The following is a 16,823-nucleotide window of genomic DNA, read 5'->3' as shown; positions in this document are numbered from 1 at the left end:
AGTGCGGGCGAAGTGCCCATCCGGCTTGCATCCACCCCCGGATGTGTGATATACTAAAGTGAATCTAAACGATAGGGAGGCTTTCACGATGCCATTTACACCCAAACTGACTTATAAAGGCAAGCCCCTCGTCCGCAAGGACAACGAGCTGTATTACGGCCGTATGACCGACCCTTATGTACTGCGTATGCAGATCTTGAGCACCAAGCCCGTGGGCGGGATGGAGGTGGCCGATAAGGTCCACATCCAGGTGTTCTCCACCAACGACAGCCTCGCCCCCGAAGCCCGCGTATTCCGCCAGACCACCAAGAACGGCCTGTACAACGCGCTGGACATCGGCAGCATCTGGCTCCAGAAAGCAAACGAGAGCCGCTGAGCGTTCGGCGGCCGTCAAAAAAGGGCCTGTCTCCCATGGGAGGCAGGCCCTTTTTGCATCGGATTTACTCTTCGGTCACTTCAAAGTCCAGCGGTTTGCCGCAGTTGGGGCAGGTAGGTTCGCCGTCCAGCAGGTCGGCTTCCTCAAACACTGCGGTGGCACCGCAGGCCGGGCAGGTCACCTCGTACTGCACGGGGCCGTCGTCCTCTTCGGGCTCCTCGTCGTCGGCCAGAGCCACCTCAAAGGCGACCTTGCAGCTGGGGCAGATGGCCTCGCCTGCATCCAGGTCGTCCTCGCTGACGTACACGGTCTCGCCGCAGGCCGGGCAGGCCACTTCATAGTAGGGCTCGCTGGCCACATCGGCGTTGTCGTCGGCGTCGTCCTCTGCTTCAGGCTCGTCGTCTTCCTCGTCGGCATCGTCGTCTTCGTAGAGATCGGCTTCGAGGTCTTCCAGCTCCTCGCTCAGGTCGTTGATCTGATCGTAAGCCTGGGTCACATCCTCGTCAATGCCGTCCACGGCCTGTGCCATCTCGCACAGCAGCTCGCTCATGGCCTTGATAACTTTGCCTTCCTTGGTGGTCTCGTCGATGCCGAGGCCCTCCACCAAGCCTTTCAGGTATGCAGCCTTTTCCTTCAGTTCCATACGAATGCCTCCTAGTCTATAAAATTTCTAAGCCGGTCAACGGGCTCACCCTCTCCGTCATCGCTGTGCGATGCCACCTCCCCCCGAAGCGGGAGGTTTTGGCTGTCCATGCAACGGACGCAAAGCGGCCTGAGAAGGCAAAGCCGTTTTCCTGAACAAAAAACCGGGCAAACGGTCGCCCGCTGCCCGGTCCTGTCGATAAAATCAGACGCGCTCCATATACTCGCCGGTGCGGGTATCGATGCGGATGTGGTCGCCCTCGTTGATGAACAGGGGGACGCGGATCTCAGCACCGGTCTCGACGGTAGCGGGCTTCAGGGTGTTGGTGGCAGTGTTGCCCTTGACACCCGGCTCGGTCTGGGTCACTTCCAGCTCGATGAAGTTGGGGATCTCAACGCTGAAGACCTTGCCCTTGTAGCTCAGCAGCTTGCACAGCTCGTTCTCCTTGCAGAACTTGAAGTTATCAGGGACATCGGAAGCGTTGACGGGGATATCGTCATAGGTCTCGTTGTCCATGAAGTGGTACAGATCGCCATCCTCGTAGCTGTAGGTGACATCCTTGCGCTCGATGAAAGCCTGCGGGAACTTTGCGGTCGGGTTGTAGCTGGTCTCGACCACAGAGCCGGTGATGACGTTCTTGGTCTTGGTGCGGACAAAGGCAGCGCCCTTGCCGGGCTTGACGTGCTGGAACTCAACGACCTGAAGAACCTGGCCGTCCTGCTCAAAGGTCACGCCGTTGCGAAACTCGCCTGCAGAAATCATAGGAATTCCTCCATTAGTAAAATCTCATTGATGCTTGACGCATATCTCTATTTATTTTACTCAATCCCGCACGATTTGGCAAGGGGTTTGAGCAAAAAAGACGGTGAAAACAGAAAAAAACCCTCTCAGTCACCTGCGGTGACAGCTCCCCCAGTGTGGGAGCCTTTGGCAGACCGGGAAAGTCCGTGCATTGTCGCCTTGCGGCTCTCCTGCTGCCGGGCCCTGTTCTCCTTGCCAGCAGCAGCTTGCCGTTGCTGCAAGGCCCGCAGGTTTCCCATCGCATTGACCCAGGCAGCCAGCAGGGCCAACACCGGCCTGCCAATGCCTCTCCCCTTGGGAGAGGTGGCAGCGCGTCAGCGCTGACGGAGAGGGTTCGCCCTTCCATACATCTCCGCCATCGTCCGCGCATCCTCCGCCTGTGTCCCGGCGCTTTCGCAGATGATGACGGGTTCGAGCCTGCGCTCCGCCAGCAGCTCCATCAGCGGCTGCGGCTCCGGGCCGAACTGGGTCTCGGCAAAGGTCCAGTGGCGCTTTTCGCCGCCCGCCGTATACTCGATGCGAGAGAAATGGACCTGGAACCGCCTGGCCCGCGCATCGCCGAGGGCCTCCTCCATCCGGTCGAGGATCGCGGCATAATCGGCCTTGGAAGCGATGCCGCCCAGCGTCCGGGCATTGAGGTGGCCGAAGTCGATGCAGGGGGTGATGCGCCTGTCCACGCGGCACAGGGCCAGCACTTCGTCCAGTGTGCCCAGCTGGCCGATCTTGCCCATCGTCTCCGGGCAGAGGGTGATGTCCGAAAAGCCTGCTTCGTCCAGCGCGGCCTGTGCCCGGCGCAGGGTGTCCAGCGCCTTTTCCAATGCAGCCTCCCGGCTCTGCCTGCCGCAGCTGCCGGAGTGGAAGATGACCCGCTGCCCGCCCAGCGCCTTGCAGACCGCCGCGCTTTGCAGCAGATAGTTCACGCTGTTCAACCGCTTGTCCTCTTCCAGGCTGGACATGCTGATATAATACGGCGCGTGGACGCTGAACAGGATGTCCCGCGCCGCCGCATCGGCGGCCATCTGCCGGGCCTTGTCCAGCCCCAGCCGGACGCCGCGCCCGCACTGGTACTCAAAGGCGTTCAGCCCCATCCGGGCCGTGTAGGCCGGGATATCCAGGCTGGTTTTGTAGCCCTGCGCTGCAAAGCTGTCGCTCGTGCCCGCCGTGCCGAACCGGATCTTCCACTCCCTCACAGGGTCTTCCCTCCCCGGTCGTAGTACGCCTGCCAGTGTTTTTTCTCCCACTTGCGCTTCAGGATGACCTGTGCGCCGAGGTCCGGCCCGCGCGGGATGACCATCAGGCCGGGGATGCCGTAGAGGGCTGCGGCCATCCGGTCGGCATAGAGCTGGTCGCCCACCATCGCCATCTCACGGCGTTTGACGCCCATCCGGCGGCGGGCCACCATCAGCGCAAAGGGCAGCGGCTTTGCCGAGCGGTACAGATACGCCAGCCCCAGCTTTTCGGCAAAGGGGCGCACCCGCTTTTCGGCACCGTTGGATACGATGGTCAGCCCGATGCCCGCCGTGCGCAGGTCGGCCAGCCACTGGGCCACCTCGTCCGGCAGTTCCTGGCTGCGGTCAGCCGTCAGGGTGTTGTCGATGTCCAGCACCAGCGCCCGGATGCCCTTTTCCGCCAGCCATTCCGGCGTGATGTGGGTCACATCCTGAAAAACATATTCGGGGGTTATCAGCATAGCTTTGACCTCATTTCAACCATTTGCTGCTCTTTCTCAGATAAACTCCTGCTTCGCAATGACGGAGAGGTCGTACGAAGGGGATCACAAAATGAAAATAGGAGAGCCTGAAACTCTCAGGCTCTCCTACATCAGCGTTAGCAACACGTTTGAAATCTGAACAACCAGCGATTTCAAGCAGTTAATTACTTGAACTTACGCTTGCGGGCTGCTTCAGACTTCTTCTTGCGCTTAACAGACGGCTTCTCGTAAGCCTCGCGCTTACGGACCTCTGCGAGCACACCGCTGCGAGCAGTGCTCCGCTTGAAGCGACGCAGTGCGCTTTCCAGCGACTCGCCCTCTTTAACACGAATTTCCGACATCTTATTCCCTCCCTTGGACCGTGAGGCAGGAATTTCGTTGTTACATGGTAACTAACAGTAGACAGTATAGCGCATTTTCATGCGTTCGTCAACCTTTTTTTGAAAGTTTTTTCGAAAACCTCTCCGTCAGTGCTTCGCACTGCCACCTCCCCTGCGGAGGGGAGGCCTTGGCAGCCGGGCACAGCTTGATGTATACGCCAGAGGCTCTCCTATTAGGAGAGCTGTCGAGCGCAAGCGAGACTGAGAGGTTATCAGCCCTTGACGGCCAGGTTGACCAGACGGCCCTTGACGTAGATCTCCTTGGCGATGGTCTTGCCGGCCAGAGCTTCGGCCACAGCAGGCTCAGCCTTTGCGGCTGCAATGGCATCCTCGCTGGTGATGTCGGCTGCGACCTTCAGGCGGGCCTTGACCTTGCCGTTGACCTGCACTGCGATCTCGACCATGGCCTCCACGCACTTGGCCTCCTCGTACTGGGGCCAGGGGTAATAGGCCAGCTGCTCGTCGTGGCTGTGGCCCAGCTTCTCCCACAGCTCCTCGGTCATGTGGGGAGCAAACGGGTTCAGCAGCTGAACGACGGTCTCATACTCGGCCTTGGTGGCACCGCCGTTGTCGTACAGGGTGTTGACCAGCGTCATCAGCTGTGCAATGGCGGTGTTCATCTTCAGGCCCTCGATGTCCGCGCCGACCTTCTTGATGGTCTGGTGCATCAGGGTCTCGACCTGCGGGCGATAGCCCTCACCCTCGACCAGCTTGTCGGACAGTGCCCACACGCGGTCCAGGAAGCGGTTGCAGCCTGCAATGGCAGAGGTCTGCCAGGGAGCTGCCTGCTCGAAGTCGCCCATGAACATCTCATACAGACGCATGGTGTCGGCACCGTAGGTATCCACGACCTCGTCCGGGTTGATGACGTTGCCCAGGCTCTTGGACATCTTGACGATGGGGTGGCGGGCCATCTCACCGTATTTCTCTTCCAGCGCCTTCTCCGCTGCCTTCTGGCTGCCGTATTTCTTCAGCAGCTTTTCCTGCTCCTCTGCGGGCAGGTTGACGAAGCTGTGGGGGTTCAGGCCCAGGATCATGCCGTGGGCGGTGCGCTTCTGGTAGGGTTCCGGAGAGGGCACGACGCCGATGTCGTACAGGAACTTATGCCAGAACCGGCTGTACAGCAGATGCAGGGTGGTATGCTCCATGCCGCCGTTGTACCAGTCGACCGGGGACCAGTACTCCAGCGCCTCCTTGGAAGCGAGGGCGTCCTTGCAGTGCGGGTCCATGTAGCGCAGGAAGTACCAGGAGGAACCGGCCCACTGGGGCATGGTGTCGGTCTCGCGGGTCGCGGGGCCGCCGCAGCAGGGGCAGGTGGTCTTGACCCAGTCGGTGTGGCGGGCCAGCGGGGATTCGCCGTCGGGGCCCGGCTCAAAGTCGGTGATGTCGGGCAGCGTCAGGGGCAGGCTGCTTTCGGGCAGGGGCTGCCAGCCGCACTTCTCGCACTTGACCATGGGGATGGGTTCGCCCCAGTAGCGCTGACGGCTGAACACCCAGTCGCGCAGCTTGTAGTTGACCTTATCCTTGCCCTTGCCGCTGCTCTCCAGCCACTCGACCATCTTTTTCTTGGCGTCGGCGACGGACAGGCCGTCCAGGAAGCCGGAGTTGACGAGGGTGCCGGTGGCCACATCGGTAAAGGCGGCCTCGTCCAGATTCGACGGGGTATTGCCCTTGACGACTTCAATGATGGGCAGACCGAACTTCTTTGCGAACTCCCAGTCGCGGGTATCGTGGGCAGGCACGGCCATGATGGCACCGGTGCCGTAGGTGGCCAGAACATAGTCAGAGATGAAGATGGGGATCTCCTTGTCGTTCACGGGGTTGATGCCCATGACGCCCTCCAGCTTCACGCCGGTCTTCTCCTTGTTCAGCTCGCTGCGCTCAAAGTCGCTCTTGCGGGCAGCTTCGGCCTGATATGCCTTGACGGCCTCTGCATTCCGAATGGTGCCGTTGTCCAGCCACTGCTTGACCATGGCATGCTCCGGGGAGACGACCATGTAGGTGGCACCGAACAGGGTGTCGCAGCGGGTGGTGTAAACGGTCAGGGTATCACCTGCGGTGGTGCCGAAGTTGACCTCTGCGCCGTGGCTGCGGCCGATCCAGTTCTTCTGCTGGGTGGCGACGCGCTCGATGTAATCCAGTCCGTCCAGACCGTCGATGAGCTTGTCGGCATATGCCGTGATCTTCAGCATCCACTGGCTCTTGACGCGGTGGACGACCTCGCTGCCGCAGCGCTCGCACACGCCGTTGACCACTTCTTCGTTGGCCAGGACGCACTTGCAGCCGGTGCACCAGTTGACGTTCATTTCCTTCTTGTAGGCCAGACCGTGCTTGTACAGCTGCAAGAAGATCCACTGGGTCCACTTGTAGTATTCGGGGTCGGTGGTGTTGATCTCGCGGTCCCAGTCGAAGGAGAAGCCCAGAGCCTTGAGCTGCTCACGGAAATGATCCACGTTCTTCTTGGTGACGATGGCCGGGTGGATGTGGTTCTTCATGGCGAAGTTCTCGGTGGGCAGGCCAAAGGCATCCCAGCCCATCGGGTAGAGCACGTTGTAGCCGTTCTGGCGGCGCTTCCGGCTCACCACGTCCAGTGCCGTATAGCTGCGGGGGTGGCCCACATGCAGGCCCGCACCCGAAGGATACGGGAACTCGACGAGGGCGTAGAACTTGGGCTTGCTGTGGTCGATCTCGGCGTGGAAGGTCTTTTCGTCCTCCCACACCTTCTGCCACTTGGCCTCAACGGCCTTGTAATCATACTTCATTGTTGTAATCAGCTCCAGACTTTTCTTCACTACCAAAGATTCTTTTATGACAATCCCGGTCATTGTCCGGTGTTTCTCGATACAACCTCTCCGTCATTGCGGAAGCAGGGCTGAGAGGGCATCCGAAAAAACATCGGGCCGGGATATGTTCCCTTACAGGCTGTGATCCGGCGTCAGATACTCCGAGATGTCGATGGGCTCGCCGTCGGCCCACAGGTGCTCCAGATCGTAATAGGTGCGGGTGTTGGGCACAAACACATGCACGATGACATTCGAGTAGTCCAGCAGGACCCAGTTCTTGGAGTCAAAGCCCTCGGTGCTGATGGGCTCGATGCCCTTCTGGGAAAGCGCGAACTCCACCTCGTCGGCCAGCGACCCCACCTGCGTGGTGGAGGTGCCGGAGGCGATGACGAAGTAGTCGGTGAGGACGGTCAGGCTCTCGACCTTGAGCACCCGGACATCCTGTGCCTTTTTCTGATCCAGGATCTTTGCGATCTCAATGGCAAGAGACTTGCTGTCGATGTTGTTCTCCATCTGATTTCTCCTATCTGTTGTTTGCGTTACTGCCCGGCCGCCTGGCCGTCGGTCGTGGTGGCACCCGCCACGTCGGTGTCGCCGCTGAGGATGGCGTCATCCGACTCTTTGTCGAGCTGGCCCACGAACTGGACGTTGGCGCTGGTGGAAGCCGTGCCGTGGGGCCAGTCGTTGGTCACAAGGTTGAGCTCCTCGGCGCTGACGGGGCCGGTATAATTGCGGAAGTAGGTGTTGAGCAGCTCTGCGATGGAACCGGCATCCGGCACCACGCAGGAGTAGCCGTCAAAGCTGTCGGTCTTGCCGACATTGGGTACGCCCATGAACACCGGCGTCTGGGCCAGCATGATGTTGGCGCTGTCGATCCGGGTAAAGGAGACCAGCATCTTGGCGATGGTGGTCAGATCCATGTCGGTGTGGATATAATTGTTGAAGATCAGGGGCAGCTGGTTGATGACGTCGGTCACGCCCATGCTGCGCACCCGCTTGAACAGGCCGGCGTAGAAATAGCGCTGCATGTTCAGGCGGTCGATATCGGAGTTGGAGTAGCCCTCGCCGTGGCGGCAGCGGACGAAGAACTCGGCCGATGCGCCATCCAGATTGCGGTAGCCCTGCTTCAGGGCACTGCCTGCAAAGGACATGTCGTGGGGGATATAGACCTCGATGCCGCCGAAGTTATCCACCATTTCCACCAGCGCCTGCATGTCGATGGTGACATAGTAGTCGATGGGGAGCTTGTACTGGTCGTAGATGACCTCTGCCAGAGCCGCCACATTGCCGCCGTTGGAGAGAGCCACCGAGTTGATCTGGTAGTTCGAGGCGGAATAGGTCTTGCCGTTGGAGAGGGTGATCTTCCGGCTTTTGGTCGCCACCAGACTGTTGCGGGGGATCTGCAGCATCCGGAGCGCACCGCCCTTGATGTCGAACTGGCAGTACAGGATCATATCCGTCATGCCGTCGTTGGTGCCATCGGAAGAATAGCCGCGGCCGTCCTCGTAGTCGATGCCGCAGACGAGGATGTTGACCACATCGCCCTTGTACTCCTCCAGCGTCTGGATCTCCTCCACCAGCGAAGCAGCGTTCTCCTCCGGCTTCAGGTTCTCCTCCACCCGGTTTATCATGCCGGCCGCATAGACCACGACGCCCGAAAGGACGGCCAGCACCGCCAGCGTCACGGCCAGCGGAAGCCACATGGGGGCTCTTTTTTTCTTCTTTCTGGGCTTGGCGCTGCGGCGGCGGGGCGGCTCACTGGGAGCCGCATGGGCACCGCCCCGGCGGGGCGGCGGGGTTCTGCCGCCGTTTCCACCGGTGCCTGCTGCCGGAGCCGGATGCGCCGGGGCAGCCGGACGGGGCCTCTGCTCCGGATGCGGTACAGACGGCTCTTCGAAGAAATCCGGCTGGCCCTGCAGCGGAGCCGGGCGGGAGGCAGGAGCCTCCGTCGGCCGCTGTTCCGTCGGGCGGTTCAGCGAACGTTGGGTGTTGATGCGGCGCGGAGCTTGACTCATTCCTAGATTTCCTCCAGCTTTTTCATTCGGGGTCGGTTCACGTTCATGATACCCTTTAGTATAGCATCCTTCCCCACAATCTGCAATCGGTTTTCATTTCCGGTCAGCCGGACAGATCTCAAGTCGTTCCGGCACGGGCCTCCACCTGCGCGTGAATGTCCTCGTAAGCGGCCTTGGACATGGGGTCGAGCGGCTTGCCCTGAGACAGCACGAAGTCGTTCGTCTGCTTGAGGGCCACCAGCATGGCTGCATCCAGATCGTTCCGTTCCAGCTTGCGCAGCTTGTTCACGCCCGACCAGTCCCGCTCGGCGCTGGTCATATCGGCCAGATAGAGGATCTTATCCAGCCTGCTCATGCCCGGCTTGCCCGCCGTGTGGCAGGCAATGGCCGAGAGAACGGCCTCATCCTCCACGCCCCACTCGGTGCGGGCCAGGATGGCGGCACAGATGCCGTGCCACACCGGGGTCGGGCGCTCTTCGCCGCCCTCGGCGTATTCGGGGTACGCCCGCATGATGGCCCGCATCTCGTCCTTGGAGATCTCCTTGGCCGCATCGTGCAGCAACGCCGCCAGCGCGGCCTGCTCTTCGTCGGCCCCGTAGCGCTTCGCCAGCTTGACGGCCATTTTCTTCACGTTCAGGGTGTGCTCATAGCGCTGATCGCTCAGGCGGCTGCGCACAAGCTCTTTTGCCTGTTTCAGAGTCATTCCGATCTTCGTCTCCTTTTGTTTCCCGGTACAGCCCCTCGCGCTGGATGACACGGCGCACCAGGGGCGGGAGTTCGTTTTCACAGCGTTCCCCGGCGGCAAGGCGGGCGCGCAGGGCGCTGCTCGCCATGGGGAGCGCTTCCACCGGCGCGAACAGGATGCGGGCCCCGGTGGCGTCCAGCTGCTTTGCCTTTTCGTGGAGGAGCGGGTCGTCGCCGACGTTCCGGCTCGTGACCACGAGGCGGGCCAGTCTGAGGATGTCCTGCCAGCGGTACCAGCCGTCAAAGCTCAGCAGCATATCGCTGCCGATGGCGAGATAAAGCTCTGCGCCGGGGAATCCTGCCGCCAGCATCTCCAGCGTGAGGACGGTGTAGTTCCGCCTCCCCTGCGCAGCCTGCTGCACCTCCCAGCCGCTCACGGTCAGAGCCGGGAAGCCGCCCTCCTCCGCCAGCGCGGAAAAACAGCCGCACATCTCCAGCCGCAGCGCACCGGAAGCGTTCGTCCCCCGCTTGAACGGGGACATTCCGGCGGGCATGACCACGATCCGGTCCGGCCGGACCCGCGCCGCCGCTGCCCGCAGATTGTTCAGGTGGCCGTTGTGGGGCGGGTCGAAGCTGCCGCCGTACAGCAGGACTTTCATTTCAGCAGGTCAGCGTAGGCGCTGTCCTTCTTCTTTTGCAGATAGAGCACGAACTTGGAGCCGATGACCTGCACACAGTCTGCGCCGGTGGCCTCGGCCAGCTTGACGGAAGCCTCGCGGGCATTGTACATGCTGCTTTCCAACACCTTCAGCTTAATGAGTTCGCGGGCGTCGAGGCAGTCCTTCACGCCCTGGATCATGGTCTCGTCGATCTCGCCCTTGCCCACAATGAAAACGGGGTCCATGGTGTTTGCCTTGCCGCGCAGGATCGCGCGCTGTTTGCTCGTCAGCATAGTTAGTTTCTCCTTCGATCTTGATGTTGATACGGTCTTCTCCGTACAACCTCTCCGTCTCACTTCGTTCGACAGCTCTCCTTGTAGGAGAGCCCTTGGCAGTACGGAACACTCCATCTTTTCGCCAGAGCCTCCCCTACAAGGGGAGGTGGCATTGCGTGAGCAATGACGGAGAGGTTGTACAGAGTATTTGGTTCATCGTTCTGCCAGAAATCCCGGCAGTTTCTGTTCCATCTCGGCCAGCGCGTTGCCGCGGTGGCTGATGGCGTCCTTTTCGTCGGGGGTCAGCTGCGCATAGCTGCGGCCCTCGGTGTTGGGGCGTCTGCCCGTTTTGCCCACGCCGCAGTCGGCGGGGATGAACAGCGGGTCGTAGCCGAAGCCGTAGTCCCCTGCCAGCCGCGCAAATGCCACGCTGCCGGGGCACTCGCCCACGCAGGTCAGATGCCGACCATCGGGCAGGATGAAGCAGACCGCCGCCACGAACTTTGCGCCGCGCTGCCCCGCCGGGATGTCCTTCATCGCTTCCAGCAGTTTATCGTTGTTGGCCTCGTCGTCGCCGTGGCGGCCGCAATAGCGGGCGCTGTAGACGCCGGGGGCACCGTTCAGTGCCTCCACGCACAGGCCGGAGTCATCGGCGATGGTGGGCAGACCGCTGGCCTTGCAGATGGTCTCGGCCTTGATGAGGGCATTTTCCGCAAAGGTGGTGCCGGTCTCGTCCGGCTCGATGGTGATGCCCAGCTCTTTCTGGCTGACCACTTCGTGGCCCTGGGCTTCAAGGATGCGCCGCAGTTCGCGGAGCTTTCCGGCGTTGCCGGTCGCTGCACAAATTTTCATGGGTGTACCTCCTCAGTGCTTCCAGCCGGTGCGGGGGATGAGCTCCTCCACAAAGCCTTCCGGGGTGAAGGGAATGAGGTCGTCGATGCCCTCGCCCACGCCGATGAACCGCACCGGCAGGCCGAGCCGCTGCTTGACCGCCACGACGCAGCCGCCCTTGGCGGTGCCGTCGAGCTTGGTCAGGATGATGCCGGTGGCGCTGGCCGCCTTGCAGAACTCTTTTGCCTGGCTGATGGCGTTCTGGCCCGTGATGGCATCCAGCACCAGCAGGGTCTCCAGGCTGGCATCGGGGGCCGCTTTTTTGACGCTGCGGCTGATCTTGGCCAGCTCGCCCATCAGGTTCGCCTTGTTGTGCAGGCGCCCGGCGGTGTCGGCAATGACCATGTCATAGCCGCGGGCGGTGGCAGACTTCACCGTGTCAAAGATGACGGCGGCGGGGTCGGCCCCCTCACCGGCCTTGACCAGCGGGACCCCGGCGCGGTCGGCCCAGATCTCCAGCTGCTCGCTGGCGGCGGCACGGAAGGTATCGCCTGCGGCCAGCATGACCCTGCGGCCCTGACGGGTGTAATAGTCGGCCAGCTTTGCGATGCTCGTGGTCTTGCCCACGCCGTTGACGCCGATGACCAGAATGACGGCGGGGTGGCCGTCCAGCTGCATCTCCGCTTCGGGGCGCATCTCGTCCGCGATGAGCTCACGCAGCTCGTCCGCTGCCTGCTCACCGGTCTTCAGGCCCTTTTCGTTCACGCGGTCGCGGAGCTTGTCCACCAGTTTGATCGCCACTTCGCCGCCGACATCGGCCAGGATGAGCTGTTCTTCCAACTCATCGTAAAGGTCATCGTCGATCTTGCTGCCGGTGAGTGTGTTCAGGATATTGCCCCAAAAGCCCGTGCGGGTCTTTTCGAGGCCATCTTTCATCTTGTCTTTTTCTTTTTTACCAAATCCAAAAAGTCCCATATCGGCTTTTCTCCTACGTTTTTCTCCGTGCGACCTCTTTCAAGGGCAGGGGTTCCTTCGTACAACCTCTCAGTCTCGCCTACGGCTCGCCAGCTCCCCTGGTAGGGGAGCCCTTGGCAGAACGGGCAGGCCCTGCTGTTCGCTTGGCACCAATCGGGCGCAAGGCGGCTGGCCCTGTCCGAACGGACAGCGGCTGCGGGAATACGCCCTAACAAAAGGCGCTTGGTAAGTAGTCGTGAATCGAGACAGCGGAGCCCAGCCGTTCCCGATTACAGAAAACTTTGCTCGTCCAGCACAGCCACTCCCGACTCGCCAGTGGCTCCCCTATCAGGGGAGCTGGCATCGCGAAGCGATGACTGAGAGGTTTCTCCCTTTTACTGAGAGGTTCCTCTTTTTATTATACCTACGAAACCAGTGTCGCGTCAACCTGTTCGAGGTCGAGTTTGAGCAGCTTTGACACGCCGTCCTCCTGCATGGTGACGCCATAAAGGACATTGGCGGCCTCCATGGTGCCCCGGCGGTGGGTGATGACGATGAACTGCGTCCGGTCGCTCACGCGGCGGAGGTACTGTGCAAAGCGGCTGACGTTGGCGTCGTCCAGCGCGGCTTCGATCTCATCGAGGATGCAGAAGGGCGCGGGGTTGACGGCCAGGATTGCAAAATAGATGCTGATGGCCACCAGCGCCTGCTCGCCGCCCGAAAGGGCTTCCAGATTCTTGATGACCTTGCCCGGTGGTGCGACCCGGATGCCGATGCCGCAACCCAGCACGTCCGATTCATCTTCCAGCACCAGGCTGGCTTCGCCGCCGCCGAACAGCTCGGCAAAGATGCGGCCAAAGTTTTCGTTGATGGCGCGGAAGCTGTCGGTGAAGATCTCCCGCATCTGGCGCGACAGCTGCGCGATCATCCGGCTCAGCTCGTTCCGGCTGCCCTCCACATCCGCCACCTGCACCCGCAGGGTGTCGTACCGGGCCTTGACTTCCCGATACTCCTCAATGGCGCGGACGTTCACGCTGCCCAGCGCACGGATCTTGTTTCGCACCTCGGCCGCCTGCGCCCGCAGGGCAGGCAGGCTGTCGAAGTCCACACAGAGCGCTTCGGCCTGCGAGACGGTCAGCTGGTATTCATCCCAGAGCTTGGCGGCGGTGGCATCGTACTCGCTCTCCGCTGCCGCTTTCCGCTCGGCCAGACGGGCCATCTCCCGGCTCATCTCCTCGCGCTCATCGGCGGCGGCGCGGGCCCTGGCCAGCGCTTCGGTCTCAGCCTTCTGGCGGGTCAGGCGCTCCTCGGTGGCCCGGCGGATCTCTGCTTCCTTCGCAGCGATCTGCTCTGCGCTCTCGCTCTTGGCCTTCCGGATGGCTTCGATCTCCGCCCGGCAGACCGCACTGCGATCGGCCAGCGCAGTCAGGCTCTCTTCCAGCGATGCTTTGCGGGCAGCAGCGTCTCTGGTGCGCTGTTCCAGCGCGGCGATCTGCGCCTGCGCCAGCTCGGCGTCCTTCTGGCGGGTGATCTGTTCCAGCCGCTTGGCGCTGAGCTGGTCGGCCAGCTCCCGCTGGCGGGTCAGGAAGGCATCGTCGCCCTCGGTGATGTGCTGGAGTTCCGCCGACTTTTCCGCAAGGGCCGCAGCGCACTCCGCCTCCTGCCCCTCGGCCTCGGCCGCTCTGGTGCGGCTTTCGGTCCGCTGGGCGTTGAGGGTGTCGATTTCCTTCCGGCGGGCGGCGAGGGCCGTTTCGGCCTGCTCCACGGCGGCTTCCAGCCGCTTCTGCTCCGCTTCGGCCCGGACCCGGTCGTTCGCAGCCGTGATCTGTTCGCTGTTCGCGGCGGTCAGCTCGGCGGAAACGGCATCCATCTGCGCCTTGCACTGGTCGGTCTTCTCCTGCGCGGCAAGGCAGTCCTTTTGCAGCTTTGCCGCCTTCACCCGCAGCTCTTCCAGCTCCTGTTTGCGGGTGAACAGGCCCGCACTGCGCTGGACGCTGCCGCCCGTGAAGCTGCCGCCCGCGTTGACGACCTGACCGTCCAGCGTGACGACCTTATTGTGGTAGCCGAGGTCCCGCGCCACGCGGGAGGCCTCGTTGATGTCGTCCACCACCACGATCCGGCCCAGCAGATTGGAAACGATGTTGGCATACCGTGCATCGGCCTGCACCAGACTGGAAGCCAGCCGTGCCGAACCGGTCAGCCGCCCCCGGAACACGCCGGGCTGGACGGTATCCAGCGGCAGGAAGGTGGCGCGGCCCGCGTTCTCGCTGCGCAGCAGGGCGATGCCCGCCTTGGCAGCGGCTTCGTTCTCCACCACGATGTTCTGCAAGGCACCGCCCAGTGCGGTCTCGATGGCGACCTCCCGGCCCGGTTCCACGCGCAGGATGGAGGACACCGGCCCGATGATGCCCCGCAGCCGCCGGGCCGACGCGGCCCGCATGACGGTCTTGACGGAGTTCTGGTAGCCGTCCATGTTCTTTTCCAGCTCCCGCAGCACCGAGAGCCGCTGGCGGGCCGCATCCAGTGCACGGCTGAGCTTCTGCTCGTCGTCGTCAGCGGCATCCAGTGCGGTGCGGCGGGCCTTGTACTTCAGTTCCAGGCCCGCGCGGACATTGGCCAGCTGTGTTTCGTTCTCCGCCAGCATCGCGCGGTACTTCACAGTATCCGCAAGGTCCTGCTTGGCGTCGTCCCGCTGGGCCGTCAGCGCCCCGGCGGCTTCTTCCAACGCAGGCAGGCGGCTCTTCGCCGTTTCGGCAGCGGCCTCGGCGGCGGCTCTGGCCACCTGTGCCTCGGTGCGCCGGGCTGTCAGCGCCGTGATCTCCGCCCGCAGGCTGTCCTTCCGTGCCCCGCTGCGGTCGTTGTCGTGGGTCAGGCGGTCCAGTGCTTCGTTCAGTGCCGCCAGTTCTGCGGCCAGCTGCTGCCCGGCGGCTTCCATGGAGGCGGCCACTGCGCGGTGGCGCTCCAATGCGGCGGCGGCTTCGGTGCTGTCCTGCTGACCGGCGGCAAGCTCGGCCCGCAGTTCTTCGGCGCTCTCCTCGTTGCGGGCGATGTCGTTTTCCAGCACGGCGATCCGGCTCTCGCTGCCGCTGATCTGCTCGGTGATGCTGCGGATATCCCCATTCAGGCGCTCGACCGCAATGGTCAGCTGTTGTGCCTGCATCCGGATCTCCTCAGCCTCGCTCTCAGCGGCTTTGACCTGCCGGTCGAAGCGTTCATAGTCGGCCTGGGCCGTCTCGTGATCCCGCACCTGGCGGCGGACGGCCTCTCTGGCGCGGTGGACGCCGTCGGTCCAGAGCGTGACTTCCAGCGTCTTGCGCTGCGCGCTCAGGGCAAGAAAGGTCTCGGCCCTGGCGCTCTCCTTTTCCAGTGGGCCGACGCGGGCTTCCAGCTCGCCCAGGATGTCCCGCAGGCGCTCCAGATTCTCCGCGGCTGCCGCCAGACGGCGCTCGGCCTCGTTTTTGCGGTAGCGGTACTTGGCGATGCCGCAGGCTTCCTCAAAGATCTCCCGGCGCTCGGTGCTCTTGGCAGCCACGATCTCGGCGATGCGGCCCTGCCCGATGACCGAATAGCCGTCCCGCCCGATGCCGGTGTCCAGCAGCAGCTCATAGACATCCTTCAACCGGCAGACCTGGCCGTTGATGCTGTACTCGCTCTCGCCGGAGCGGTAATACCTGCGGCCGATGACAGCTTCGTCGGCGTCCAGATCCAGCGTGTGGGCGCTGTTGTCCAGCGTCAGGCGCACCTGAGCAAAGCCCATGGCCCCCCGGCGGCGGGTGCCGCCGAAGATGACGTCCTCCATCTTGCCCGCCGCGCGCAGCTGGCGGGCGCTGGTCTCACCCAGCACCCACCGCACCGCGTCCGACAGATTCGACTTGCCGGAGCCGTTTGGCCCGACGACGCCGGTGACGCCCTCGCCAAAGGTGATCTTGACTTTATCGGGAAAGCTCTTGAAGCCCTGGATCTCCAGTTCCTTAAATACCATCCGCTTACTTTTCCTTTATGACTCCCAGCAGCTTGAGCGCCTCACGGGCGGCATGCTGCTCTGCCACTTTTTTGCTGCGGCCCTCGCCGCGGGCCACCTTGTCGGAGTTGAAGCGCACGGCCACCACAAAATGTTTGTCGTGGTCGGGGCCGGACTCCTGTTCGACCACGTAGCTGAGCTTTTCCTCCGGGTTCTGCTGGACGATCTCCTGCAAACGGGTCTTGTAGTCGGCCTCGGCATGTTTGCCCTCGGTGATGAAGGGCAGGATGAAATTGCGGGCCACCTCCATGCCGCCGTCCAGATACAGCGCCGCGATGACGGCTTCGAACGCATCGGACACGACGCTGGGGCGGGTGCGGCCGCCGCAGCGCTCCTCGCCGCGGCCCAGGCGCAGATAGTCGCCCAGGTTGATCTCCTGCGCGAACTGGAACAGCGCCCCCTCGCTGACGAGGCTGGAGCGGATGCGGGTCAAATCGCCCTCCGGGCGGTCGGCGTAGGCGTGGAACAGGTAATCGGCCGACACGATCTGCAGCACACTGTCGCCCAGAAATTCCAGCCGCTCATTGTGCTGCACCGGGGCACGGCTCTCGTTGGCGTAGCTGGTGTGGGTGAGCGCCGTTTCCAGCAGCCTGGGGTTCTTGAATTTGTAGCCAATGATCGTTTCGAGTGGATGACTCATAGATGCTCTATCTCCCTTATGTCATTGCGGCCGGATGCGGTCTTCCGCAG

The 16,823-nt window shown here is 62.5% G+C and carries 16 protein-coding genes; 1 reads left to right on the top strand and 15 read right to left on the bottom strand.

Annotated features, from left to right (window positions below):
- The first annotated feature begins 88 nt into the window (after positions 1-88).
- Positions 89-376 (top strand): hypothetical protein, encoded by a 288-nt coding sequence (locus DWY95_RS01010; protein ID WP_097792716.1) that lies wholly within the window; start codon positions 89-91, stop codon positions 374-376.
- 64 nt (positions 377-440) lie between these two features.
- Here the strand turns inward: DWY95_RS01010 and DWY95_RS01005 are convergent, their stop codons facing one another.
- From DWY95_RS01005 to rnc, 15 genes are all read right to left on the bottom strand, one after another.
- On the bottom strand, positions 441-1,019 hold the full coding sequence (locus tag DWY95_RS01005) for a CD1247 N-terminal domain-containing protein (protein WP_097792717.1): 579 nt from the start codon (positions 1,017-1,019) through the stop codon (positions 441-443).
- Between the two features lie 204 nt (positions 1,020-1,223).
- Positions 1,224-1,781, bottom strand: coding sequence for an elongation factor P (gene efp, locus DWY95_RS01000; RefSeq protein WP_015563681.1), 558 nt, complete (start codon positions 1,779-1,781; stop codon positions 1,224-1,226).
- Positions 1,782-2,134: 353 nt separating this feature from the next.
- Positions 2,135-3,010, bottom strand: coding sequence for a TIM barrel protein (locus tag DWY95_RS00990; protein ID WP_118551607.1), 876 nt, complete (start codon positions 3,008-3,010; stop codon positions 2,135-2,137).
- The gene (locus tag DWY95_RS00985) at positions 3,007-3,510 is read right to left on the bottom strand and encodes a YqeG family HAD IIIA-type phosphatase (protein WP_118551605.1); all 504 of its coding nucleotides are present in this window, start codon (positions 3,508-3,510) and stop codon (positions 3,007-3,009) included. The genes DWY95_RS00990 and DWY95_RS00985 overlap by 4 nt, the downstream gene beginning before the upstream one ends.
- A gap of 185 nt (positions 3,511-3,695) precedes the next feature.
- Entirely contained in the window at positions 3,696-3,872 is a 177-nt protein-coding gene (rpsU, locus tag DWY95_RS00980) for a 30S ribosomal protein S21 (protein ID WP_005928271.1), read from the bottom strand.
- Positions 3,873-4,123: 251 nt separating this feature from the next.
- Positions 4,124-6,673, bottom strand: a complete 2,550-nt coding sequence (leuS, locus tag DWY95_RS00975) for a leucine--tRNA ligase (protein WP_118551603.1) — start codon at positions 6,671-6,673, stop codon at positions 4,124-4,126.
- Between the two features lie 153 nt (positions 6,674-6,826).
- Positions 6,827-7,207, bottom strand: a complete 381-nt coding sequence (gene rsfS, locus DWY95_RS00970; RefSeq protein WP_097792721.1) for a ribosome silencing factor — start codon at positions 7,205-7,207, stop codon at positions 6,827-6,829.
- A 26-nt stretch (positions 7,208-7,233) separates the two neighbouring features.
- The gene (locus DWY95_RS00965) at positions 7,234-8,709 is read right to left on the bottom strand and encodes an LCP family protein (protein ID WP_118551601.1); all 1,476 of its coding nucleotides are present in this window, start codon (positions 8,707-8,709) and stop codon (positions 7,234-7,236) included.
- A gap of 118 nt (positions 8,710-8,827) precedes the next feature.
- A complete protein-coding gene (gene yqeK / locus DWY95_RS00960) occupies positions 8,828-9,412 on the bottom strand; it encodes a bis(5'-nucleosyl)-tetraphosphatase (symmetrical) YqeK (protein WP_118551599.1) in 585 nt (194 codons plus the stop codon).
- Complete coding sequence (nadD, locus tag DWY95_RS00955; RefSeq protein WP_118551597.1) at positions 9,354-10,052, bottom strand: nicotinate (nicotinamide) nucleotide adenylyltransferase; 699 nt, start codon at positions 10,050-10,052, stop codon at positions 9,354-9,356. The genes yqeK and nadD overlap by 59 nt, the downstream gene beginning before the upstream one ends.
- Positions 10,049-10,345 (bottom strand): YhbY family RNA-binding protein, encoded by a 297-nt coding sequence (locus tag DWY95_RS00950; RefSeq protein WP_005932885.1) that lies wholly within the window; start codon positions 10,343-10,345, stop codon positions 10,049-10,051. The genes nadD and DWY95_RS00950 overlap by 4 nt, the downstream gene beginning before the upstream one ends.
- A gap of 195 nt (positions 10,346-10,540) precedes the next feature.
- Complete coding sequence (gene rdgB / locus DWY95_RS00945) at positions 10,541-11,179, bottom strand: RdgB/HAM1 family non-canonical purine NTP pyrophosphatase (protein ID WP_097792725.1); 639 nt, start codon at positions 11,177-11,179, stop codon at positions 10,541-10,543.
- Between the two features lie 12 nt (positions 11,180-11,191).
- Positions 11,192-12,133 carry a signal recognition particle-docking protein FtsY gene (gene ftsY, locus DWY95_RS00940; protein ID WP_097792726.1) on the bottom strand — a complete coding sequence of 314 codons (942 nt, stop codon included), beginning with the start codon at positions 12,131-12,133 and terminating at the stop codon, positions 11,192-11,194.
- 403 nt (positions 12,134-12,536) lie between these two features.
- Positions 12,537-16,094: a chromosome segregation protein SMC gene (smc, locus tag DWY95_RS00935; RefSeq protein ID WP_118551595.1), complete on the bottom strand. Its 3,558-nt coding sequence runs from the start codon at positions 16,092-16,094 to the stop codon at positions 12,537-12,539.
- Positions 16,095-16,098: 4 nt separating this feature from the next.
- Entirely contained in the window at positions 16,099-16,773 is a 675-nt protein-coding gene (rnc, locus tag DWY95_RS00930) for a ribonuclease III (protein ID WP_097792728.1), read from the bottom strand.
- Positions 16,774-16,823 lie beyond the last annotated feature (50 nt).

Origin of the sequence: Faecalibacterium sp. AF28-13AC, assembly GCF_003478405.1 — a bacterium.
Lineage (GTDB): Bacteria > Bacillota > Clostridia > Oscillospirales > Ruminococcaceae > Faecalibacterium > Faecalibacterium prausnitzii_E.
This window is presented reverse-complemented; position numbering and strand designations above follow the sequence as displayed.